Source organism: Paenibacillus sp. TC-CSREp1 (assembly GCF_050171015.1).
GTDB lineage: Bacteria > Bacillota > Bacilli > Paenibacillales > Paenibacillaceae > Paenibacillus > Paenibacillus silvae.
Genome location: NZ_JBNOKM010000013.1, coordinates 215,937 through 236,247, shown reverse-complemented (window position 1 = coordinate 236,247; position 20,311 = coordinate 215,937). Strand labels below are relative to the sequence as shown.

Annotated in this window: 18 protein-coding genes; 15 read left to right on the top strand and 3 right to left on the bottom strand. The window is 47.6% G+C overall.

Going from position 1 to position 20,311, the window contains the following annotated elements; translation table 11 throughout:
* Positions 1–141: 141 nt before the first annotated feature.
* From pulA to ACQSGY_RS20895, 5 genes are all read left to right on the top strand, one after another.
* On the top strand, positions 142–3,018 hold the full coding sequence (gene pulA / locus ACQSGY_RS20915; protein WP_427180465.1) for a type I pullulanase: 2,877 nt from the start codon (positions 142–144) through the stop codon (positions 3,016–3,018).
* Positions 3,019–3,253: 235 nt separating this feature from the next.
* Positions 3,254–3,889, top strand: coding sequence for a 50S ribosomal protein L25 (locus ACQSGY_RS20910; protein ID WP_289370289.1), 636 nt, complete (start codon positions 3,254–3,256; stop codon positions 3,887–3,889).
* 250 nt (positions 3,890–4,139) lie between these two features.
* On the top strand, positions 4,140–4,661 hold the full coding sequence (locus ACQSGY_RS20905; RefSeq protein ID WP_427180433.1) for a hypothetical protein: 522 nt from the start codon (positions 4,140–4,142) through the stop codon (positions 4,659–4,661).
* Between the two features lie 312 nt (positions 4,662–4,973).
* The gene (locus ACQSGY_RS20900) at positions 4,974–5,945 is read left to right on the top strand and encodes a helix-turn-helix transcriptional regulator (RefSeq protein ID WP_427180431.1); all 972 of its coding nucleotides are present in this window, start codon (positions 4,974–4,976) and stop codon (positions 5,943–5,945) included.
* Between the two features lie 36 nt (positions 5,946–5,981).
* Positions 5,982–6,344 (top strand): HIRAN domain-containing protein, encoded by a 363-nt coding sequence (locus tag ACQSGY_RS20895; protein ID WP_184185871.1) that lies wholly within the window; start codon positions 5,982–5,984, stop codon positions 6,342–6,344.
* A 24-nt stretch (positions 6,345–6,368) separates the two neighbouring features.
* On the opposite strand, the gene ACQSGY_RS20890 is transcribed toward ACQSGY_RS20895, so the two are convergent.
* Complete coding sequence (locus ACQSGY_RS20890) at positions 6,369–7,472, bottom strand: glycosyltransferase family 4 protein (protein WP_427180429.1); 1,104 nt, start codon at positions 7,470–7,472, stop codon at positions 6,369–6,371.
* 221 nt (positions 7,473–7,693) lie between these two features.
* On the opposite strand from ACQSGY_RS20890, the gene ACQSGY_RS20885 reads away from it, so the two are divergent.
* From ACQSGY_RS20885 to msrA, 7 genes are all read left to right on the top strand, one after another.
* Positions 7,694–8,008, top strand: coding sequence for a DUF3817 domain-containing protein (locus ACQSGY_RS20885; protein ID WP_427180427.1), 315 nt, complete (start codon positions 7,694–7,696; stop codon positions 8,006–8,008).
* A gap of 274 nt (positions 8,009–8,282) precedes the next feature.
* Positions 8,283–9,101 carry a TerC family protein gene (locus tag ACQSGY_RS20880; RefSeq protein WP_145406174.1) on the top strand — a complete coding sequence of 273 codons (819 nt, stop codon included), beginning with the start codon at positions 8,283–8,285 and terminating at the stop codon, positions 9,099–9,101.
* A gap of 524 nt (positions 9,102–9,625) precedes the next feature.
* Positions 9,626–11,089 (top strand): RtcB family protein, encoded by a 1,464-nt coding sequence (locus tag ACQSGY_RS20875; protein WP_216519239.1) that lies wholly within the window; start codon positions 9,626–9,628, stop codon positions 11,087–11,089.
* The gene (locus ACQSGY_RS20870) at positions 11,089–12,402 is read left to right on the top strand and encodes an AAA family ATPase (protein ID WP_427180425.1); all 1,314 of its coding nucleotides are present in this window, start codon (positions 11,089–11,091) and stop codon (positions 12,400–12,402) included. Before ACQSGY_RS20875 ends, ACQSGY_RS20870 begins: the two co-directional genes overlap by 1 nt.
* Positions 12,403–12,719: 317 nt before the next feature.
* Entirely contained in the window at positions 12,720–12,977 is a 258-nt protein-coding gene (locus ACQSGY_RS20865; protein ID WP_145406117.1) for a GlsB/YeaQ/YmgE family stress response membrane protein, read from the top strand.
* 58 nt (positions 12,978–13,035) lie between these two features.
* On the top strand, positions 13,036–13,170 hold the full coding sequence (locus ACQSGY_RS20860; protein ID WP_427180424.1) for a hypothetical protein: 135 nt from the start codon (positions 13,036–13,038) through the stop codon (positions 13,168–13,170).
* 20 nt (positions 13,171–13,190) lie between these two features.
* The gene (gene msrA, locus ACQSGY_RS20855) at positions 13,191–13,727 is read left to right on the top strand and encodes a peptide-methionine (S)-S-oxide reductase MsrA (RefSeq protein WP_427180423.1); all 537 of its coding nucleotides are present in this window, start codon (positions 13,191–13,193) and stop codon (positions 13,725–13,727) included.
* Between the two features lie 77 nt (positions 13,728–13,804).
* Here the strand turns inward: msrA and ACQSGY_RS20850 are convergent, their stop codons facing one another.
* On the bottom strand, positions 13,805–15,076 hold the full coding sequence (locus ACQSGY_RS20850; RefSeq protein WP_427180422.1) for a hypothetical protein: 1,272 nt from the start codon (positions 15,074–15,076) through the stop codon (positions 13,805–13,807).
* A gap of 248 nt (positions 15,077–15,324) precedes the next feature.
* Here ACQSGY_RS20850 and ACQSGY_RS20845 point away from each other — a divergent pair, with 248 nt between their 5' ends.
* Both ACQSGY_RS20845 and ACQSGY_RS20840 read left to right on the top strand, forming a co-directional pair.
* Positions 15,325–15,915: a restriction endonuclease gene (locus ACQSGY_RS20845; protein ID WP_427180421.1), complete on the top strand. Its 591-nt coding sequence runs from the start codon at positions 15,325–15,327 to the stop codon at positions 15,913–15,915.
* A 152-nt stretch (positions 15,916–16,067) separates the two neighbouring features.
* The gene (locus ACQSGY_RS20840; protein ID WP_188591558.1) at positions 16,068–16,313 is read left to right on the top strand and encodes a hypothetical protein; all 246 of its coding nucleotides are present in this window, start codon (positions 16,068–16,070) and stop codon (positions 16,311–16,313) included.
* Positions 16,314–16,415: 102 nt separating this feature from the next.
* Here the strand turns inward: ACQSGY_RS20840 and fabV are convergent, their stop codons facing one another.
* Positions 16,416–17,612, bottom strand: coding sequence for an enoyl-ACP reductase FabV (gene fabV / locus ACQSGY_RS20835; protein ID WP_427180419.1), 1,197 nt, complete (start codon positions 17,610–17,612; stop codon positions 16,416–16,418).
* Positions 17,613–18,037: 425 nt separating this feature from the next.
* Between fabV and ACQSGY_RS20830 the strand changes: the two genes are divergently transcribed.
* Entirely contained in the window at positions 18,038–19,321 is a 1,284-nt protein-coding gene (locus ACQSGY_RS20830; protein WP_427180418.1) for an XRE family transcriptional regulator, read from the top strand.
* Positions 19,322–20,311 lie beyond the last annotated feature (990 nt).

The window sequence follows — 20,311 nt, the reverse complement described above, 5'->3', positions numbered from 1 at the left end:
CAATGAATGCTCAATGAACGCTCATCGAATACGTCGCTTTGACCGATATGTTCAGTACAGACAACCCCGGGTTGACAAATGGCTTCCCGCTTCGTAACATCGGGAAAACACGAAATTAAAGGATATAAAGGCGGTGGCATGATGCCGGAATGGACTTCTTTTCGTTATGAAGGCAGCGACCTTGGCTTAACTTATACCTGTGCTGCGAGTACGTTCAAACTGTGGGCACCCACAGCACAGCTGGTCCATATATTGATTTTCGAAAATGAAGGTGAGTATAACGAACTCGGGATTGTAACCGGGAATGATGAGGGGCGGGCATATGAGATGGTCCGTGATGCAGATGGCATCTGGCAGGCGACGCTTGCGGGCGACTGGGCAGGATACTTTTATATGTACCGTATCGTTCATGATAATCAGCAAGAGCATATCGTTGCAGACCCGTACAGCAAAGCCGTTACAGCGAATGGACAGCGTACGGCAATCATTAATTGGAGTGATACACATCCAGAGGGTTGGGATGAGGATGTAAAGCCCGCGTTTGTGCACCCCGTTGATGCCATTATCTATGAACTGCATGTTCGTGATTTCTCTTCTGATCCTTATGCAGAACTTCCGTATAAAGGGAAATATCTGGCTTTTACAGCGACCGGGCTTACAGATCAGGCAGGCAACCGGATCGGGATTGACCATCTGACCGAGCTCGGTGTTACTCATGTTCATTTACTTCCTGTCGCCGATTATCAGACGGTAAACGAGCTGGCGGCTGCGAATCCTGATATCAATGTCAAAGCCCCCTACAACTGGGGGTATGACCCGCAGCATTACAATGTGCCTGAAGGTTCGTATGCGACCGATCCACGCGACCCCGCTGTCCGCATCCGTGAGTTCAAAACGATGATTCAGTCGATGCACAGGCAGGGTCTGCGTGTCGTACTGGACGTTGTTTATAACCATACGTATAGCGTGGAAAAGGGCCCTTTTGAGCGAATTGTCCCGGGTTACTTCTATCGTCATTATGAGGATGGTACACTCAGCAACGGCTCCGGCGTGGGCAATGAACTGGCGACAGAACGCCCGATGGTACGAAAATATATTCTGGATTCATTACGTTACTGGGCCGAGGAATATCATATTGACGGGTTCAGATTTGATCTGATGGCATTAATTGATCAGGATACGATGATTGAACTGACCCGTGAATTAAGAGAGCAGATTGATCCTGCTTTTCTGATCTATGGAGAGCCCTGGACTGGCAGTGCTTCTCCACTGACACGCCAAACCCTCAAAGGAACGCAGCGAGGCCAGGGCTTTGCTGTATTCAACGATCATTTTCGCAGTGCAATCAAGGGGGACAGTGACGGCAGCGACAGGGGATTCATTACAGGAGCCGAGGGTCAGGAGCATGCCATTATGCAGGGTGCTGCGGGGGCGCTGGACGATTTTGCCTCTTCTCCTGCTGAAACCGTTAATTATGTAACTGCTCATGACAACCTGAATCTATGGGATAAAATTGCAACCTGCCTTGATTTGCGTCATGATCTGGGTTTTCCCGTATGGAAAGACGGTCAGCCCATAGGCGGCGGCAGCGCAGAATCTGCGGTGAAAGCAGCCGATGCTTATCGGTATGTGCACGAAGCTCATCTGATGGAGAATGAGATGGTTCGCCGTTCGCTGCTTGCTTCCGGCATCCTGCTTACGTCACAGGGGATACCGTTTCTGCATGCCGGAGATGAAATATTAAGATCCAAGGCCGGAGACCATAACAGCTATCGCAGCGGCGATGCAGTGAACAGGATAACATGGGCGAATAAAGAGCGCTTCAGACCTGTCTTTGACTATTATCGAGGGTTAATTCATCTGCGGCGCACACATCCGGCATTTCGCATGACGGAGGCAGAGCAGGTGCGCAGGCATCTTCGCGTTATTCGTACAGATGGAAACGTGGTGGCCTATATGCTTGAGCAGGGGGCTAACGGGGATTCGTGGCATCAAATTATAATCATTTATAACGGCTGTGATGAGGCTCAGACGATTCACCTGCATGAGGGAGAATGGAAGGTGGTTGTGAACCACCATACGGCTGGCACGGACGTACTGGAGACAGTCACAGGAGAGGTTCAGGTGGAACGATGGTCGCTTATGGTCCTGTATGATCAGGAGCATGCAATCGGGGCAGAACCTGCTGGGCTGGAGATTGGCATTCCGCGGCGGGTATTTGCACCACAGGAGATAACGCAGCTGCGAGCCGTTGTGAGAGACAGTACGGGAAATGTATTGGAAAATATGCACGTGCTGTGGAGTTCGTCCGACCCGGACATTGTGCATATGGATAACGACGGTACGATGCATACGAAGACCCGTGGCACCGCAACAATCACGGCCGTTTGCGGCCCGATCACAGCGTCCTGCACGGTGCAGGTCGAGGCCCGGTTTGCAGATCGAATCGAGATTGTAGGTGAATCGGTACTATACACGACCCGAATCAGTCGTTTTCGGGCACTGGTGCTGGATCAATACGGGCAGCCCCTGACAGATGCACATATCCGCTGGAGTTCTTCACATTCGGATATAGCGGCTGTGAGCCATGCTGGCCTTGTTAGAGGGGTGACGGCAGGCACGTCACATATTATCGCAGAAGCCGGGAATGTCCGGGCTGTATATAATGTAACGGTTCACAGACATCTGTCGCGAGTGATCACCATCCGATATGAGCGAGAGGATCGCTGTTACGATGGCTGGGATGTCTGGGTATGGGGCACAGGCATGCAGGATGGTGCGTTTCGTTTGGAACGGGCAGGCAGTGGGGCTGAGGCGCGATTCCGTGTAGCTCCAGGTTTGCATCATTTGGGCTTTATCATTCGCCTGAATGAATGGGAGGCCAAGGATACGTGTGGAGACCGCTATGTGGATATCGCGCCTGAGGATGGTGATGTGCAGATTAACGTTCATAGCGGATCAGATGAGATGCACATTATCCGCGAGTCTCGTGACAATGATGACCTGAATAGCGCTTGAGTGATCTGACAGCTGGAAGCAATTCCGGCTGTTTTTTTGTGCATAAAAAAGAGTAAAATAACAAAAAAAGGGTAAAAATCTTCGGTTTAATGTTTTAGATGCGAGGTCATTGGGGTAAATATAGATATGGCCCAACATACGGCCTTCGAAAAAAGGCCATTCCGGTCTAATAGAGAAGATGCAGAGCTTGCCAACAAAATTAAAGTAGGGAACCCTTGAAGGAGGATGTTCAATCATGAAATCCAACGGAAAAATGGCTCAACTTACAGCAACTCCAAGAACAGAAAAGAAAGGTGCAGCACTGCGCCTGTTAAGACAAGGTGGACGAGTTCCTGCCGTTGTATACGGACCGGGACAAGAAGGCGCCGCCATACATGTGGACGAGAAAGAAGTGCTTAAAGTAGCACGCACAGGCCGCTCCGAGATGTTTAACCTGAATGTTGAGGGCGGCAAAACGATTCCTGTGCTGATCAAGGATCAGCAGGAGCGCAACGGTCGTCTGCTGCACGTAGACTTTTTGCAGATTTCCAAAAACAAACCGATCAGTGTAAGTGTATCGATTGATTTTCAGGGAACTGCTGCCGGCTCCAAAGCAGGCGGTGTATTCCAGACACAGGAAACGCAGCTGGAAGTGGAAGGTTTGCCAGCTGACCTGCCAACCTCCATTGAAGTTGACGTCAGCGGTCTGGAGATTGGTGACCGTCTTACCGCAGGTGAGATCAAGCTCGATAAGGGTCTGACTCTGGTTACGTCACCCGATTCTATTGTGGCTTCGGTGATGCCGCCGCAAGCTGCTGAAGAGGAGCCAACAGCTTCTGCCGATGAAGCGCAGCCGGAGGCCAAGGCAGAGGGCGAAGCTGCAGAAGAATAATTGAACGCTGGCATCCTTCCGGATGCTCGTTGAACAGATCAAGCTCAGTCCACATGTTGTGGGCTGGGCTTTTTCTTCTTTTTACTGCAGGGTTCAGCTATCATTGGAATAACGGAAGGAATTGTGGTACAACGTGAAGACGGACGAAATTGAGAAAACGAAGCAAGCGAAGGAAAAAGAAATGGAAAAAGGAAATGGAAAAAGATAAAGATAAAGATAAAGATAAAGATAAAGAAAGCAGGTTTGCTGTATGTTTGATCCTACCATCTACGATAATCTCAAAGTAGCCATCGAAAATTATATTTACGATCTGGACAATCTGGATGAACGCATTCACGTCACTCATCGAAGAGATCAGCTCGACATGGCCAGCATGTCCAGAGTGTTTACCCTGCAATTTTGTCTCAGAGAGAACGCTGGCATTACTGCTGAACTGGTGCTGAAAAGTGCGCTGGAGGATACGGCTGCAGAAATTCTGGGGACACCAGGCAGTCAACCAGGTTGTGGTCTGGAGCTTCGATTTGAACTTGTTACGACGAAGCAGCCAGATTTTCTTTGTCATGACATTCAGGCTATCCTGCAGGAAAATTGGCCGACTCAGCGGACCGTACAACAGATTCATTACATGTTTGGCGAGACACCGATAACATTCACCATTGCCTCCAGCGTACATTTTGATCGCAAAGTAAATGAAGAGCAGATGCAGGATATCCCGGATCTATGTGATCACATGCTTCATGCGCTGCACAGTTTGGGTAAAATGGAAAAATAAAGAATTTAAAAAAGATAAAAAACAAAAATGTATCGAATAAATTGAACTTTTTAAAGCCCTGCCTCGTTTAGAATCAGGGCTTTTTGCATTATTTTTAGATTTTTGTATAGGCTTTCAGGCTTAGGTGAACTCGATTTTGGGTTATTAATTTACGCAAGCGAGTAAGAGAATGTATATTAAAAGGGGGGAAAAGTGCAACTGAACTAGCAAAAAAAGGTGAATTTGCGAAAACTTATTTGGGACTAAAGATTTAGATATGAACTAAAGGAACTAGTTTTCCTTGCCGATAAAATATCGAAGGGGAGAAACTACATGACAGAGAAATTAATTCGTCTGCTGCGTATACTTCAGGCTATACAAGCTAATCCCGGAATCTCTGCTAAGGAATTGGCCCTGAAATGCGGTACAACTGTACGTACAATTTATCGTGATCTCCGGATTTTGGACAGGGTTGCTCCCATAATGAACGAAGGATATGGAAAGGGCTATCGATTTATTGGTGAATTCGCGATGTATCCGCTAGATTTTACCCAACAGGAGGCCATGCTTTTTTGCATGCTTCCGGCCTTGGTCGATACTTCTAAATTACCGGCTGAGTTTGATTCAGCTTTTGATAAAGTTATATCGGCACACACCAAACTTAAAACAAGGAACAGTGAAATTGTGGAAAATATTGCTGGCATCATTCGAATGGGAATACCTGCATACCGGGAGGAAGGGAAGGACCCTAACCTGTTAATCCCTATCATGGAGGCAATTATAGATGGGAGGACAATCCAGGCTCAATATCATACGCTCGCCGATAATGAGATTACATTTCGACATATTGACCCTTATTATCTGGTGCCGCGCGATCAACGTTTCTATCTGATAGGATATTGTCATCTGCAGCAGAGAGTTCGTTTGTTTCGCATCAGCCGTTTTCTGGATGTTACGAAAACCAATGCTGTATTTGATATGGGTGATTTCAACATAAATCAGTATATGAAAAATACCTGGTCCGTGGATCGGGGTGACGAACATATTCATTTTAAGGTGAGATTCTCTGAAAAAGTTGCCCCCTACATAAAAGAAGAAGAGATGTTTGTTCGTCCGCGCATGACAGATCTTGCGGATGGTGGTTTGTTATTCGAGGTAACTCTGAATAGCAGTCGTGAATTTTTAAAGTGGTTATATCAGTTTGGTCCTGAGGCGGAGGTGCTTGAACCCCAGGAGTATCGAAAAGAGATTCGTAAACAACTTTTGGTATGGCTGGAACGATATGAAGATGAAGAGGCACTCTAGTCACCAGGGAGAATGCGGAAGAAAAGGAGTAGTTATATGAGTGTGAAAATATTTGCCGCAGTAAATGGCATGGATAATTATTATGGAGCTCAGGCATTTCAAGTAGGAGATACGCTGTATCTTGTAAAAGACCCCGATAATCGCCGGGATCACCAGGCAATTAAAGTAGTTGTTCCACCGATCGGAGAGGTAGGATATATTATTAACCATCCGGGCAAGGTCCCTCATGGCTGCTGGACCGGGGCAGGGTTCTATGATGCCTTCTATCAGCAAACCTGTGCAAAAGTGAGATTTATGATGAAGGATATGCTCATTATTGAACTGATTGAAATTACACATGTACCTGTGCCACAGATGGATTCAATGATCGCGGATTGGCAGTTTCGTGAGAAAGCCTGAGTATTGATGAAAATATAAAAAGGCTCATGCACGAATGAGCCTTGTGTAGGCAGCCTCCAGATGCATGGCTGTCCTTGCCCAGCTGAATTGGGCAGCAGCGGTTTCACGTCCGCATTCCCCAAGCGATTGTGCAAGAGCAGGGCTGCTTGCCAGCTGAGATAAAGCGGATGCGAAAGGCTGCGGCTTTCCGTAGCCGGATATCAAATATCCGTTCTTTCCCGATTGAATGATTTCACGAATCCCCCCATTATCGGAAGCAATAACGGGAATGCCGGAGGCCATTGCTTCTACATTAACGAGGCCAAAGGCTTCATGGTTCTGTGAAGGGCATACGAGACAGTCCACGCTTCGGTAGAGCTGATCAATCTGCTCATGTTTCATCTGACCGAGAAAGAGCGCCTGCACATTATATTTACGTGCCAATTTACGCAGGTAGCGTATAAATTGCTGAGGACCCTTACCTGCAATGACCAGCTGGACAGTCAGATGTTTCTGTAAGAGAGCAATGGCACGGATAAGAACATCGACCCCTTTGCCTGGAATTATTCTACCGGCATACAGCACAGTGAAACGATCGGTTAAGCCAACATTTTTGCGCAAACGAAGCTGTTCCTCTCTGTTGACTGCTGGTCTGAATCGCTCAACATCCGTACCTAGGGGAACAACATGCAGACGCGACTTGATAGCAGGAAAACGCTGAAAGAGTCTGCGCTTTAAAGATTGGCTGTTCACAGCTATGCAATCCGCTTTTTTGAGTGCGGCCACCTTCCCTGGGCCGGGTTTAACGAATGTAAGAGAGTGAAGATAGAGTACAACGGGGATGTGGGGAAATGCCTTTTTAATTGCTGCCATACTGTGGGGTCTGTTATCCACTTGAATAACGTGAACCTCCAGTGTATGCAGCAAACGAATAACAGATCGTGTATAGTCAGCTGCATTTGTAGCGGAGACACGCCTGATAGTAATCTGGTCAATCTGCTCTATCACTGGAGAACCTTTTACAGAACGACTTATAATGGTTACCTGATGACGACGGGCAAGCTCGCGTGCAATGCTCAAAATACAGATTTCGACTGAACCATTGCCGGGTAGAGGCAGTTTCTCTGGTGCTATCATGACGATTTGCATGTTTCGCTCCTCCTTGTCCGACCTGGGTAACAAACTTCGTTATGTATTGTATGTGTGAATCAGCAATTTGGCTCCTGTGTGGTGCTCGAACTCAGCAGTGGTAAACGTTTCATACATGGAATATTCTGCTGTCGACCTGTGCTGCAGATCGGACGTGCTTTTGTGATATACTGTACAGGATATACTATGCGTTTTTTGCATATAGAAGCAGGGGGATAAAAATGTTACGTTCAATGCTGGGTCGTTTCCGGCTGCTGTTGTGGTTACAGGGAATTTCGTATCTGTTATTATTATTTGTTGCTTTTCCTCTCCGGGATGCAGGCATCATGCCTCAAGCCGTCACGTGGTTTGGCAATTTATACGGTTTTCTGTTTTTGATGTACCTTTTGTTTATGGTGTCCTTATACACTGTTCAGAAATGGCAATTGCGCCGTCCCATAGCGCTTTTTTTCGTGTCATTCGTACCACTGGGCAACATGATTTACGACTTTTTTGTTTTTCGAAAAATGTACCGTGAATCCGTAAATAAAGCTTGACTTTATTTTATGTTATGAAATATGATGTTTACATGTTATTCATCGGTTGTACTAAAACTACATATTCCTGTTAAAGGGGAGTAGCTTTTACAATAAAGTCGTCAATTCGGGATCACATCCCCGGCTTTATTGGCAGCATTTCGTTGTTAGCGAGACCTTTACCAAGTATACATGCTCGGTAAAGGTTTCTTTTTGTGGTTATAAAAGGACCTTGCCAGTAATGGTAAAGGTCCTTTTTTTTGTACATTATAAGGATATTAAGGAGGAGTCAATGTTGGATGCAGCATTATTATTGGAATACGGGTGGGTGCTTCTGGTCCTGGTAGTCCTTGAAGGATTGCTTGCAGCAGATAATGCTTTGGTGCTTGCAATTATGGTCAAACATTTGCCAGAGGAGAAGCGTAAAAAAGCGTTGTTTTATGGTTTGCTGGGCGCATTTATTTTCCGTCTTGGTTCTTTGTTCCTTATCTCGTTCCTGGTCGATGTATGGCAGGTCCAAGCGATTGGAGCGCTTTATCTCCTGTACATCTCGATTAACCATATCGTTAAGAAGATTATGGGCAGCCGCAATAAAACGGATGAAGCTGTGGACGATACACCTAAAAAGCCGAAAAAACAATCCGGTTTCTGGATGACCGTGTTTAAGGTTGAAGTAGCGGATATTGCCTTTGCAGTGGACTCGATTCTGGCTGCTGTAGCGTTGGCAGTGGCTCTGCCTCCGAGTGGTTTGCCGCCAATAGGCGGATTGGATGGCGGTCAGTTTATCGTCATTTTCCTGGGTGGTTTTATCGGACTTGTGATCATGCGTTTTGCCGCTTCATTTTTCGTAAAATTGCTTCATTCCCGTCCGGGTCTCGAAGTAGCTGCTTTTGTCATCGTAGGTTGGGTAGGGGTCAAGTTATCCGTAATTACGCTGGCTCACCCGGCACTCGGTGTTCTGGATGAGCATTTCCCCGAAAATAAAATATGGAAATTCGGATTTTATATTGTGTTAATTGCGATCGCTGTGTGTGGATGGTTCCTGTCATCCAAGGTTCCAGCGAAGGAGAATGAAAACCCGGTTGAAGAACTGGAGAAGCAGACTGAATTGTAAAGTTCTCCTGAAGAAAAATGGCTATGGAGGAGGCGTCTTCGGACGACCTCCTCTTTTTGCGCAGGTGCACACGGGTTTCACGTGTACATCAATATTTTCCAAGGAAAGGGTTGACAACCGAAAAGATGTGCCCTTAATATAGTACTATCAATGATGAAGGGAGGCCGAGAGACATGACGCTTGGTTATAATTTGAATTCGACACAACGTAACTTGGACACAACTGCATATCCGGCTCATCGTCTTTTTGGCCTCATACGGTCGACATAAAAGAAAAGGCATATTGATTATGGAATGACATAACATTCTATGAGCAATATGTGTTCTTCGCGATATCAAGCGATGGATGACAGGTACAGACTCGATTTGTCCTGTTACCCATTATTGTCATGCAGTATAAGCCATGGACGACGAGTCCATGGTTTTTTTATATTTTTTTTAAAAATAATTACACAAGTTGAATTGTTTTCAACTTATATAACAGCAAACCGAATTTGCTGAACGTACAGGAAGGAATAAATTTTTATGAATAATGAGAACAATCCATTTACAAACTTGAGCGAGCCAGCGGAAGGCTTCCGCCATCAAGTTCATCTACCAGCCGGAGAACTCACCGTATATGCTGCTCAGCAGCTGTTCTCTTCTCTGGACTATAAAGTATTCGAGATGGCCAACAATAATCTGCAAATTCCCGGCATTTCTTATATGGGGTATACTCCGGATGTGCATGTCGGTGTAGGAACATGTATCGGCACAACGGCTGTCTGGGAGGCACAGGGTGGATATGTATCGCCGTCCATCGTAGGAAGTGACATTGGCTGCGGCATGCGTGTGCATCTGACGAATCTGCACAAGGATGATCTGAAAGAGGTCAAGCTGCGGCGCAAGCTGGTCAAAGCCATTGAAAAGGTACTGCCGATGGAGGCAAACCAGCGGGGGCATTACTCGGATATCAGACTAGAGCACGTCGTACGTAAAGGACTGCATGGACTCCCGAAAAAATACATTCCCGACAGTTACACTCCCAAAAAATCCACTTCACTTACACATGTGGAAAGCAGCAAGTTCACTTACGATGAAAATGTGTTAAACCTTGTCCCGGATATGACCTGGCACCGGTCTCATCGTCAGCTTGGCACATTGGGTGGCGGGAATCACTTTGCCGAGATTCAGGCGATTGAGATTGCTGAGGAAAATCGTGAAGTAGCCGAGGCTTGGGGACTGGTGGATGGACAGATCGCAATCATGATCCACTCAGGCTCCCGCGCATGGGGCGGGCATGTGAGCCAGACGAGCTCGGCTGCCATTGCCAAAGTGATGCAGCGGCTGGGACTTGGAACTTCTGATCCGAGACTGGTATTCGCCCCGCTGGAGCACGCGGAAGCAAGACACTACGTAAACATGATGTACTCTGCGTTGAATTATGCCGTGGTGAATCGTCATCTGATCGCTTATTCCATTCGCGAAGCATTTCGTGATGTATTCGGGTCTAAATGTGAATTCCGTACCTTGTACGACCTGATGCATAATTATGCCTGGGAGGAATCCCATGCAGAGCGAGGCTCCGTGTTTGTACACCGTAAAGGGGCAACTCGAGCATTGCCTGCGGGTCATCCTGATAATCCCAAACCTTACATGGCTACAGGCCATCCGGCGTTGATTCCGGGGTCTATGGGCACGGCCTCCTACATCATGGTGGGTCAGCCTGAAGGAGCAGACAACTATTATTCGATATGTCATGGTGCGGGCCGTGCCCGGTCTCGTACAGCGACCAAACGTCTGGTTACTGTGGAGGATTTTGCCGGAGCATTAGGGGTAGGTACAGCTGACGAGATTGTTGTAAATCAGCGGTCTCTGGAATCTATTATTGATGAATCACCTCAGGCGTATAAAAATGTCGATGAAATTATAGATAGTGTTACTGGTGCCGGATTAGCACAAGTGGTAGCCAAATGCAAGCCGCTTGCTGCGGTAAAAGGAGCGAAATAATGAATCAAAATGAAATAAAGATGAAACAGGAAGAAGCAATGAAGGCCATTTACACCTATGATGAGCAGCATGATAACCGAATTCGGGTTGAAGGATATGCGGTTTATTCCAGACTGATCCGTGGCATCGGTGAAGCCCTGTTGAAGCGGTACGGCGTGGAATACAAGTTGTATTCAAGCTCGGATCCGAATAACGAATATTGGGAGCTGCTGCGTGAGGATTTACAGAACGGCAGCGAAGAGGTGGAACTGGTCGCTCGTATCTTCGAGGACCTTGAGCTTCAAACCCTGCATTATGATGACGATGGGGATGTGCCTACATATGGTGTGCATTACTCCATCCGCAACAACGTGTTTGCTTATCCGAAGTGGGGTGTAGCTTTGGTCCGCGTTCCTTTTTTCCGCGAGAACGGGATCTACAGTGAGGACTTTGTGTTTGCTATCGGCGATGAAGAGATGAAGCAGTTTCTCGGCAGTGTACGGGAACGGGAACGTCAGCAAAATATGAAAAAGGTCACGGTATATACGGATGCCCGCAACGGGAGTGACCGTCATGTGGAGTCCATCACACGTTCAGTAAGCAGAGAAGATGTAGTCCTTTCTGCACAGATCAAGCAGGATATTTTCCGCTCGCTGGACCAGTTCTTTGAAGCGGATCGCTCCTTCTATCGCGATTATGATATTCCTTATAAACGCGGCATACTGCTCTATGGTCACCCCGGAAACGGAAAGACCACACTGGTAAAATCAATCGCAGGCAGCATTCCCGGACCGGCTGCTTACTGGCAAATTACCGAATACACCAACAGCGAGTCGGTACGTGAAGTGTTTGACGCAGCCAAACGACTGGCACCGATGGTGCTGATTATCGAGGACATTGATTCCATGCCGGATGAGGTGCGTTCCTTCTTCCTGAATACACTGGATGGCGCGACGTCCAAGGAAGGCATTTTCCTCATTGGTACAACCAATTATCCTGAGAAAATCGATCCGGGTCTGATGAACCGTGCAGGTCGTTTCGACCGGGCTTATGAAATTCCGCTGCCAGATGAGGCCCTGCGTTTGCAATATTTGCGTCAGCGAGGATTTGGCGCATTTGCGGGTGAAGAAGGCACCATAGAGGCGGCACGTTTGACAGATACGTTCTCGCTTGCACAACTCGGGGAATTGTATGTCAGTGCAGCGCTGGAGTGGCATCAAAATGGGCGTACAGACATTGTTCAGGTGATTCAGTCCATGCGTGGAGAACTGGACAAGAGCCATAAACACAACTGGCTTGCTCAGCCGGGCAAGGGTCGAGCAGGATTTTATTGATCTGATGAAGATGATGATGGATCTTTCGGCACAATTGCACCTGCCATAAATATAAATTCATCTGGTTTGGGTATACTAACCTTGTCTCTGATAACATAGAATGACTTTCGGGAGGTACCTATCGCAGCCATGTGCTGATGAAATGCCGGATACTGACACGGCCTGTCGCCATGCCTCAACGGAACGTCTGTTTAGCAGAGAAGGAAGCATTTGGATCATGGTAATATGCAACAATTTTTATGCCAATTGTTTAAATGCCTCTGGAGCGGTTAATAGTAGTCAGACGCAACAAAAACTTAAAATTAGAGGTGAATGATATGGGTTGGTTATGGTCATTAATTATCGGTGGTATCATTGGTTGGCTCGCAGGTCTGATTGTTGGTCGTGACATCCCGGGCGGTGTTATCGGTAATATCGTTGCCGGATTTATCGGTGGATGGTTAGGCGGAGTGATTCTGGGAGACATGGGACCGGAAATGGGTGGATTCCACATTGTACCTGCATTGATTGGTGCGATCGTGCTTGTAGCTATCGTCAGCTTGATCTTCCGTTCCATGGGACGTAGCCGCGGATAAACGCCGCAATGATTACAATGTTTTGATGAAGCAGTATTTGAAACGTTTGCTGTGCAGCATGAAGCTGTACGAAACATACACATATGAGTGCTTCCAAACGAAGCCTAATGAAGAGGTTGATGAAGAGCTGCCTGCGGCGGCTTTCCATCAACCTCTTGTTTGTTTTACAATGGAGAATGCAGGCATAGTCTGAGCACAGGGAGATGAAGAGGTTTGGGAATTGAAGAGAAAAAATTAGAAAAGGCAACGTTTGCCGGTGGATGCTTCTGGTGTATGGTCACTCCGTTTGAGGAACAGCCAGGCATACACGGTATTATATCGGGATATACAGGTGGTCATGTCGAAAACCCGACATATGAGCAGGTTAAGACCGGGGAAACCGGACATGTGGAAGTGGTCGAGATTACGTTTGATCCAGAGGTGTTCCCTTACGAGCGTTTGCTGGAGCTGTACTGGCCTCAGATTGACCCGACAGATGACGGAGGGCAGTTTCAGGATCGTGGGACGCAGTATCGTACGGCTATCTTTGTGCACAATGAACGTCAGCGGCAGCTGGCCGAGCAATCGAAGCAGGATGTGGCTGCCAGTGGTCGGTTCACCCAGCCGATCGTGACGGAGATTCGCGATGCTGTAACCTTTTACCCCGCAGAGGATTATCATCAGGACTATCACAAGAAAAACGAGAAGCATTATAAAGAAGACCGGGCGATGTCCGGCAGAGATGAGTTTATTCAAGCAAATTGGAAATAAGAGAAGCCGGAGCGGCTCCGCAAGGAGCTTATCCGGCTTTTCTCATTCCATCATGAGTGTTCGGGACTCGATGGAAATTATTTGGCGGATGAAACCTTCAGTGCATACTTGGACAGTGCATCACCCTTCATGGAATAGATGACATCGTTCGCATAAGCCGATACATGATCCAGTGACGGAACAGCTGTGCTGACGGTGTATACGTGTATGTCTTCCAAGGTCTGCGGATCAAGGATATATCCTGTTTTGGCAAAATCCAGCTGATATAGTCCGTCCTGTGTCCGGTCCACATTCATGAGCACTGGCTTCGCATCCTGGAATAAACGTTCAGTTACCTTGCCGTTCATCGTGTAAAGTTCCAGCTTCGGTCCAGTGAGTACGGTATAACCGTTCCCTGACGTTTGGATGAAAGCATTGCCAGCAATGGCACGACCCCATGCAAGCTTGCCGTCCGGGCCAAACCCCATCAGTCGGTTGCCTGTGCTTGCAAAGTTGGCACGCATGATGATGGAGCCGTCCTCCAGAATAGCCAGTGATTCACCCCCGCCATCGCCTTGTGTACTTGCATCTGCCGGGTATTGATAGAAGGACAGACGCGTGAACGAGGCATCGTAAATTTCAATTTTAGGGTTGGCAGCGGGCTGCCAGAAGCTGCCTGACTTCACCTGTTTGCTTGCATCAACGACAATTCGGTCATGGCCTGCCTGAAGCACCGTGCCTGAGATCGTTTTCTCGCTCAGCAGTTTTCCTTTTTTGTCATACAGCGAGAGTGTGGAGCGCACAGAGCCGTTTGCCTGCACCCCCTGACTTGAAGCCACCAGCAGATTATCATTATTCATGAGAGATATATTGGCTGAAGCATTTATATTTTTAACCCAATTAGTCTTACCCGAAGTGTTGAAGGAGTAGAGTTTTTTGCTTTTATCCGAATACTCCATGTACACATAGGCTGTACCATTGTTTGTATACCAGGAATTAGAGTAGGTAGTATAAGGCCCGCTTTTCTCATGGAAAATGGTGCTCCATTTGACTTGCCCTGTCTTGGCGTCCAGTGCCTGCAGTGAATCAAGCTGCCAATCCAGTGTCGTTTTGCTGCTCGTTTTGATCACAGGCTGGGAGGAGTGAACGTACACCAGATTTTTGGATGGTACAGCGTAAATATTGTGGATCATCACGTCTTTCTCTGTATTGGCCTCTGTCAGCATCAGAGAAGATGAGGTCCAGGCTGGTTTTGGAAGAGATTCTGTGGCTGCCGCCGCGTGTGCTGCTGTGTTCATGTTCAGGAAAAGCATGCTGCTGAGCAGCAGGGCAGCCCATGTTGTCGTCTTGTGTTTGTTCGTTGGATACAAGTGAGAAACCACCTTTCGTCTTCGGTCAAAATAGAACCGATGGAAGAATTCTACCATTATATTCTAGTATAATTCAACCAGAGACGTTGTAACCTTTTCGTGATTTTTGTATGTAAATTCGTTGTTTAAAGAAGTGGAACAGTTACAGCGCATTCATCTTCTTCCGATGTGTTTCGAAGTTTGATATATTTAGTGCTGTAACACGAGCTGCACGGAAGGTACGGAGCAAGCGGACAAGGAGAACAGACATGAATTGGAGTGAAAACCTGACTTTATTGATCCTCGCAGGCATCGTCCTGTTGTTACTGCTGACCTGGATCATAAGGAGAATAGTATATCGCGGGCAGCGGATACGGAGCGAGGCGAATCCTCAGAAAATTACGATCAAGGATATTGATCAAATGCAAGATGGCTCCGAATTTGAATTGTATCTATACAATCTGTTAGAGCAGCTGGGCTACGATGAGGTTCATAAAACGACGGGCAGCCGGGATTTCGGAGCAGATCTCGTTTTTGTGGACAGACTGGGCAGAAGAAGTGTTGTGCAAGCGAAGCGTTATGGAGCAAATCATCCAGTGGGTCTGGGCGCGGTGCAGGAAATCTACACGTCGATGCGTTATTATGAGGCAGAACGTTCGATTGTACTGACTTCTGCCCGGTATACGGAGTCCTGCCGAATACTGGCAGCGGTGAACGGGGTAAAGCTGCTGGACCGCGAGGATTTGATGGAGCTGATCCGTCTCTTCAAATCATGCAGGCTGGACGAGGCGCTGGAGCTGATCGAAGAGGATGATCACGAGCCCATTGAAACGTGGCAGTCTCGGCGCAGGCGCTCTTGATATCAGACGGGCGCGGTCTTGGGCGCTGGGATGGAGGGTTTCTTTTACATAAAAGGGATGTAGAACGGGTCTCAGGCTTAGCTGCACCTTCACTTGTAACGCTGCACATGATATATTGAACTTATATCAATTGAAGGAGTGTGTAATGGGTTATGGCACGTACACAGACACAAAAAGCGTTGCGCAAAGCAGCACGGTCAGGGCAGTGGTGTCCCGAGCAAAGCCGGAGAATCAATGGAGATTATGGTGCGTTATCCCAGCATGTTCGTCTGACGCCAACCAAACAGGAAAAATTGCAAAAGGTCAAACACAAGAAGCAGATCATCCAGGATGGTGGTGCTTCTTTTTATTTTGTCCTGGAGCGGAGTGTGTTAGGAGGCGTTCACCAGGAAGGCTGATTGTATGAGTGAATACTGCATAAAATACGGTATAAATACTGCATTAAAATGAAAAAAGAGAGAAGCTGTGCAGCTCCTCCCCCAAATAAACCAACATCAATTTTATGACTGAACAAGATGTGGAACTTCTACGTTCGGATCAACGTCGGCTTCATAATCGACCCCATCGGTTTCAAAACCGAACAGCTGGAAAAACTCGCGGCGGTAGCCTTCCAGATCGGACAGGTCATAGATGTTCTCGGTTGTCAGCTCGTTCCAGATCTTCGCAACTTCCTCCTGAACGTCTGCTCTCATCTCCCAATCATCGATCCGAATACGTCCTTGCTCATCGGTCGGCACATCACCGCCCGCATACAGACGATCTGCAAACAGTCGCTGCAGCTGTTCGATGCAGCCTTCATGCAGTCCTTTTTCCTTCATCACTTTGTACAACGCGGAAATATACAGCGGCACAACCGGTATTGCAGAGCTGGACTGGGTGACAAGCGCTTTGGCTACCGTAACGTAGGCACGTCCGCCTGTTGTACTCAGACGCTCATGCATTTTGCGTGCTGTTGCTTCCAGGTGGTCCTTCGCCTGACCAATGGAGCCTTCACGATAGATCGCATGTGTCAGCTCAGGCCCGATGTAGGAGAAAGCAATGGTCGTAGCGTTGTCTGCAATTACGCCGCCTTGCTGCAGTGCATCCATCCACAGCTCCCAGTCCTCGCCGCCCATCACGTTGATGGTCTGACGAATCTCTTCTTCTGTAGCAGGTTCAAGCGTGACCGAACTGATCTCACCTGTATGGAAGTTTACGGTTTTGTTCGTATAGGATTGTCCAATCGGCTTCAGCACCGAGTTGAACACTTCACCTGTATTTGGATCGGTACGGCGCGCGGAAGCAACGCTGTAAACGACCAGATCCACCTGACCGAATTCGCTGCGGATCAGCTCGACGGCTTTGTCGCGGGTTTCGTTGGCAAAAGCATCACCCGTGATGCTATAGGATTTCAGGCCTGCGGCGTCAGCTGCCTTCTCGAAGGCTGCAGAGTTATACCATCCGGCAGAAGCGGTACGCTTGTCCGTAGAGCTGGACGGGCGGTAGATACCGATTGTATTGGCTCCTGCTCCAAAAGCGGATACGATCCGTGAAGCCAAGCCATAACCTGTAGACGCACCAATGACAAGCACGTTGCGCGGGCCCTGAATGGCTGGCTGGGATTTTACATAATCAATCTGCTCCTGAACTTGTGCCGCACAGCCGACAGGATGGGACGTTGTGCAGATAAAACCACGTGTTCTTGGTTTAATAATCATTATTGTGACACCCTTTCGTGTTCAATTCATGTTTTAATCATGGTCAAAGCATAATCGTTTCATTGTGCTGCTGCTCGTCCTCATACTCCACATGTTCCATACTCTTCATGCTCTAATCGTTCCAGACTCTGCATGAATGCTCTAATGTGGGTATGCATCTTCCCTATTGTAAAACAATTATGTTCGAAACGGAAACCGTTTTGACCATTTTTACTGCAAGTCTGGCTATTGAGGGGTTATTTTGGGATGATGGGTTTGAAGGTTTTGCCGAAAACCAGGCAGAAATAATTTAGCGGATCATGAATGTTTTTTTATAGAGCGGACGCTTTTATCAGAATGATTAGACTTCTTGCGAAGTGAGAAGGTATCAGATTATTTTTATGGATGAAAAGGTTATAACGTGATGATGAAAGGATAGACTTGGCATGTTAAAAGAACGGATTGAGTATTTGAGCAAACGAAAACAAATTGCACGCAAAGACCTTGTAGAAGGTCTGGTTACGCAAGCTCATTTTGCCAACATTCTCGCAGAACGGTACCCGCTGCCCGAGGATCTGGCGGAGAGCATTGCCGGGCGTCTGGGGGTGAGCGCCTCCTATCTGCTGCGTGCCAATGCACAAGACGAGCAGACGATGGCGCGGGCAGAGCAGATTTTTGCACAGATGTCCGTGCCAGCCACAATGATCCCGGAGGAGGAGGTGCATGCGCTGGAGGATCGGCATGATTCACTCGTGATCGAGTTAACAACGGCTCTTATGAAGGCAGTATATTATCAGCAATTAAATGACGCTGCGGCGCATGAATATATTCATACGTCGTATCTCAATTTTTATCTGGAGAAGCTTGGCCGTCCGGATGATGTACAGCTTCCCCGGCCGCTCAGCAAAGCGCTGCTTTTCTATAAAATTCAATATTATCGCTCCAAGCTGGCTTATGTGGATGTGCTGACTCACGTGACAAGACTGAGCAGCCTGACGGAGCCGGGCAGTGAACTGTGGCTGTCCATTCAGAATGTTCAGATGGAGGCATATATTCAGACCCGGCAGTACGAGGCGGCAAAAAGCACGTTTGAACAGACGATGAAGCATGTCTATGATCAGCGTTTGTTTCACCGTTTGTCCGGTCTGTATGTGGCCTACAGTGGCTATTGTTTTACGATGGGGCTTGTACAGGAAGCGCTGTCCGCCTTGTCGATGGCAGAGGCGAATTTGGTATATGCCGGGAATCCGGGTGATCTGGTGACTGCGATTGCGAATAATCGGATTGTGATGTTAACGATGTCAGGTGAACTCGACCAGGCACAGGCGGAGATTGAGCGCTTCGAGAACCTGCTCCGTGCCGAAACGGAGGAGACGCAGCAGGCGATGAAGCCGCTGCTCTGGGTGTACCGCTGCGAGGTAGCCTCGGCCCGAAAAAGCTGGGGCGTGCTGGCGCAAGGGGTACATCAGCTGTTAAGCTGTGCTGTCACAGAGGATCAGCGGATGAATGCCGTCTACTATCAAAGCCAGCTGGCTCTGGCGCACGGTGAACAGGATGTGTTTTTGACACATGCGCAGGCATGTTTGCCTTATTTCGAGAGTATCCAGCAGTCGATGCGTTTGGAGTCATTATATGAAGGACTGGCTGTAGTGAATGAGGATCAGCGGCGGTACAAGGAAGCAGCAGCGTATTATCGCAAACTGGTGTATTTGCTGCGCAATTCCCGCTAAAGGTGGGGCGAGGCGGCAACGTGTGCTGAAATCTGGAGTAATAGTAAGGTCTGGAGAGGTAGTTGGTGCGGTGAAGTGCTCGAAGCAAATGAAGGGGGAGGGGGACATAAAGAAGGTGAAGCTGGGGATTGTGGACGGGGTGAGGGCTGAGAGGATATGAAGGAAAGTAAAGCTATAGGCGTCGGGGGCGGAGAGATGGATATAGAGCAAGTAAGGATATGGGCAAGCATGATGGTAGGAGGGAATGAAGGAAAGTAAAGTAATAGATAGTGGGCGGCGGGCAGGAGAGCATTAAAGAAAGTGAAGCGTGGCTGGATAAACTAAGTAAGGTAAAGTAAGTGGCGAAAGCGAAAGTGTAGTGGTGAGACAAAGTAACTTTAAAGATTTCTATGGGGAGACTTTGGCTAGAATGCTCCGACATGATGGGTTTTATGATTCTAACGATTTCAGGAGACGTTATTTGAGCGATATCACACGTTTTTATTTTCTAACGATTTGAGGAAGCCCTATTTAGGAATTCTGATGTGGAAATGGGCAATTTTCTGGCGATTTGAGTGAAATAAGGTTTCTGGGGATCGTTACAATTTTAGAACGCCGCATATCGCTTCAATAAGCTTATCTGGATTCGTTAGAATCATTAGCTGCGCCTGGCTCATGTTCAAATAAGCAGAGTGCATCTTAGGTTTCAGATTGAACCGCTCTGAGGCATTCTTGCAGGTTACTTGCAGGCGTACAGGGTTACATATGAATCAAAATGTGGGTGTCGGGCTGGGATGAGCAACTGAGATTCAAGGTAATGTTACAAAAATAAACGCTTGAATGCTCATTGAGTCAGGCCGAATATTCATTTTTATTGGGGAAAGCAGGGCACAGGGGCAAATATCTCGATAAAGTTGTGTCTGTAACAGACGCATTTCCTCGGTTTTTTTGTATGTGTCCGGATGTGTATTCAGGGCTGTCACGTTGTGTTTATAATTAAGCATACACAAT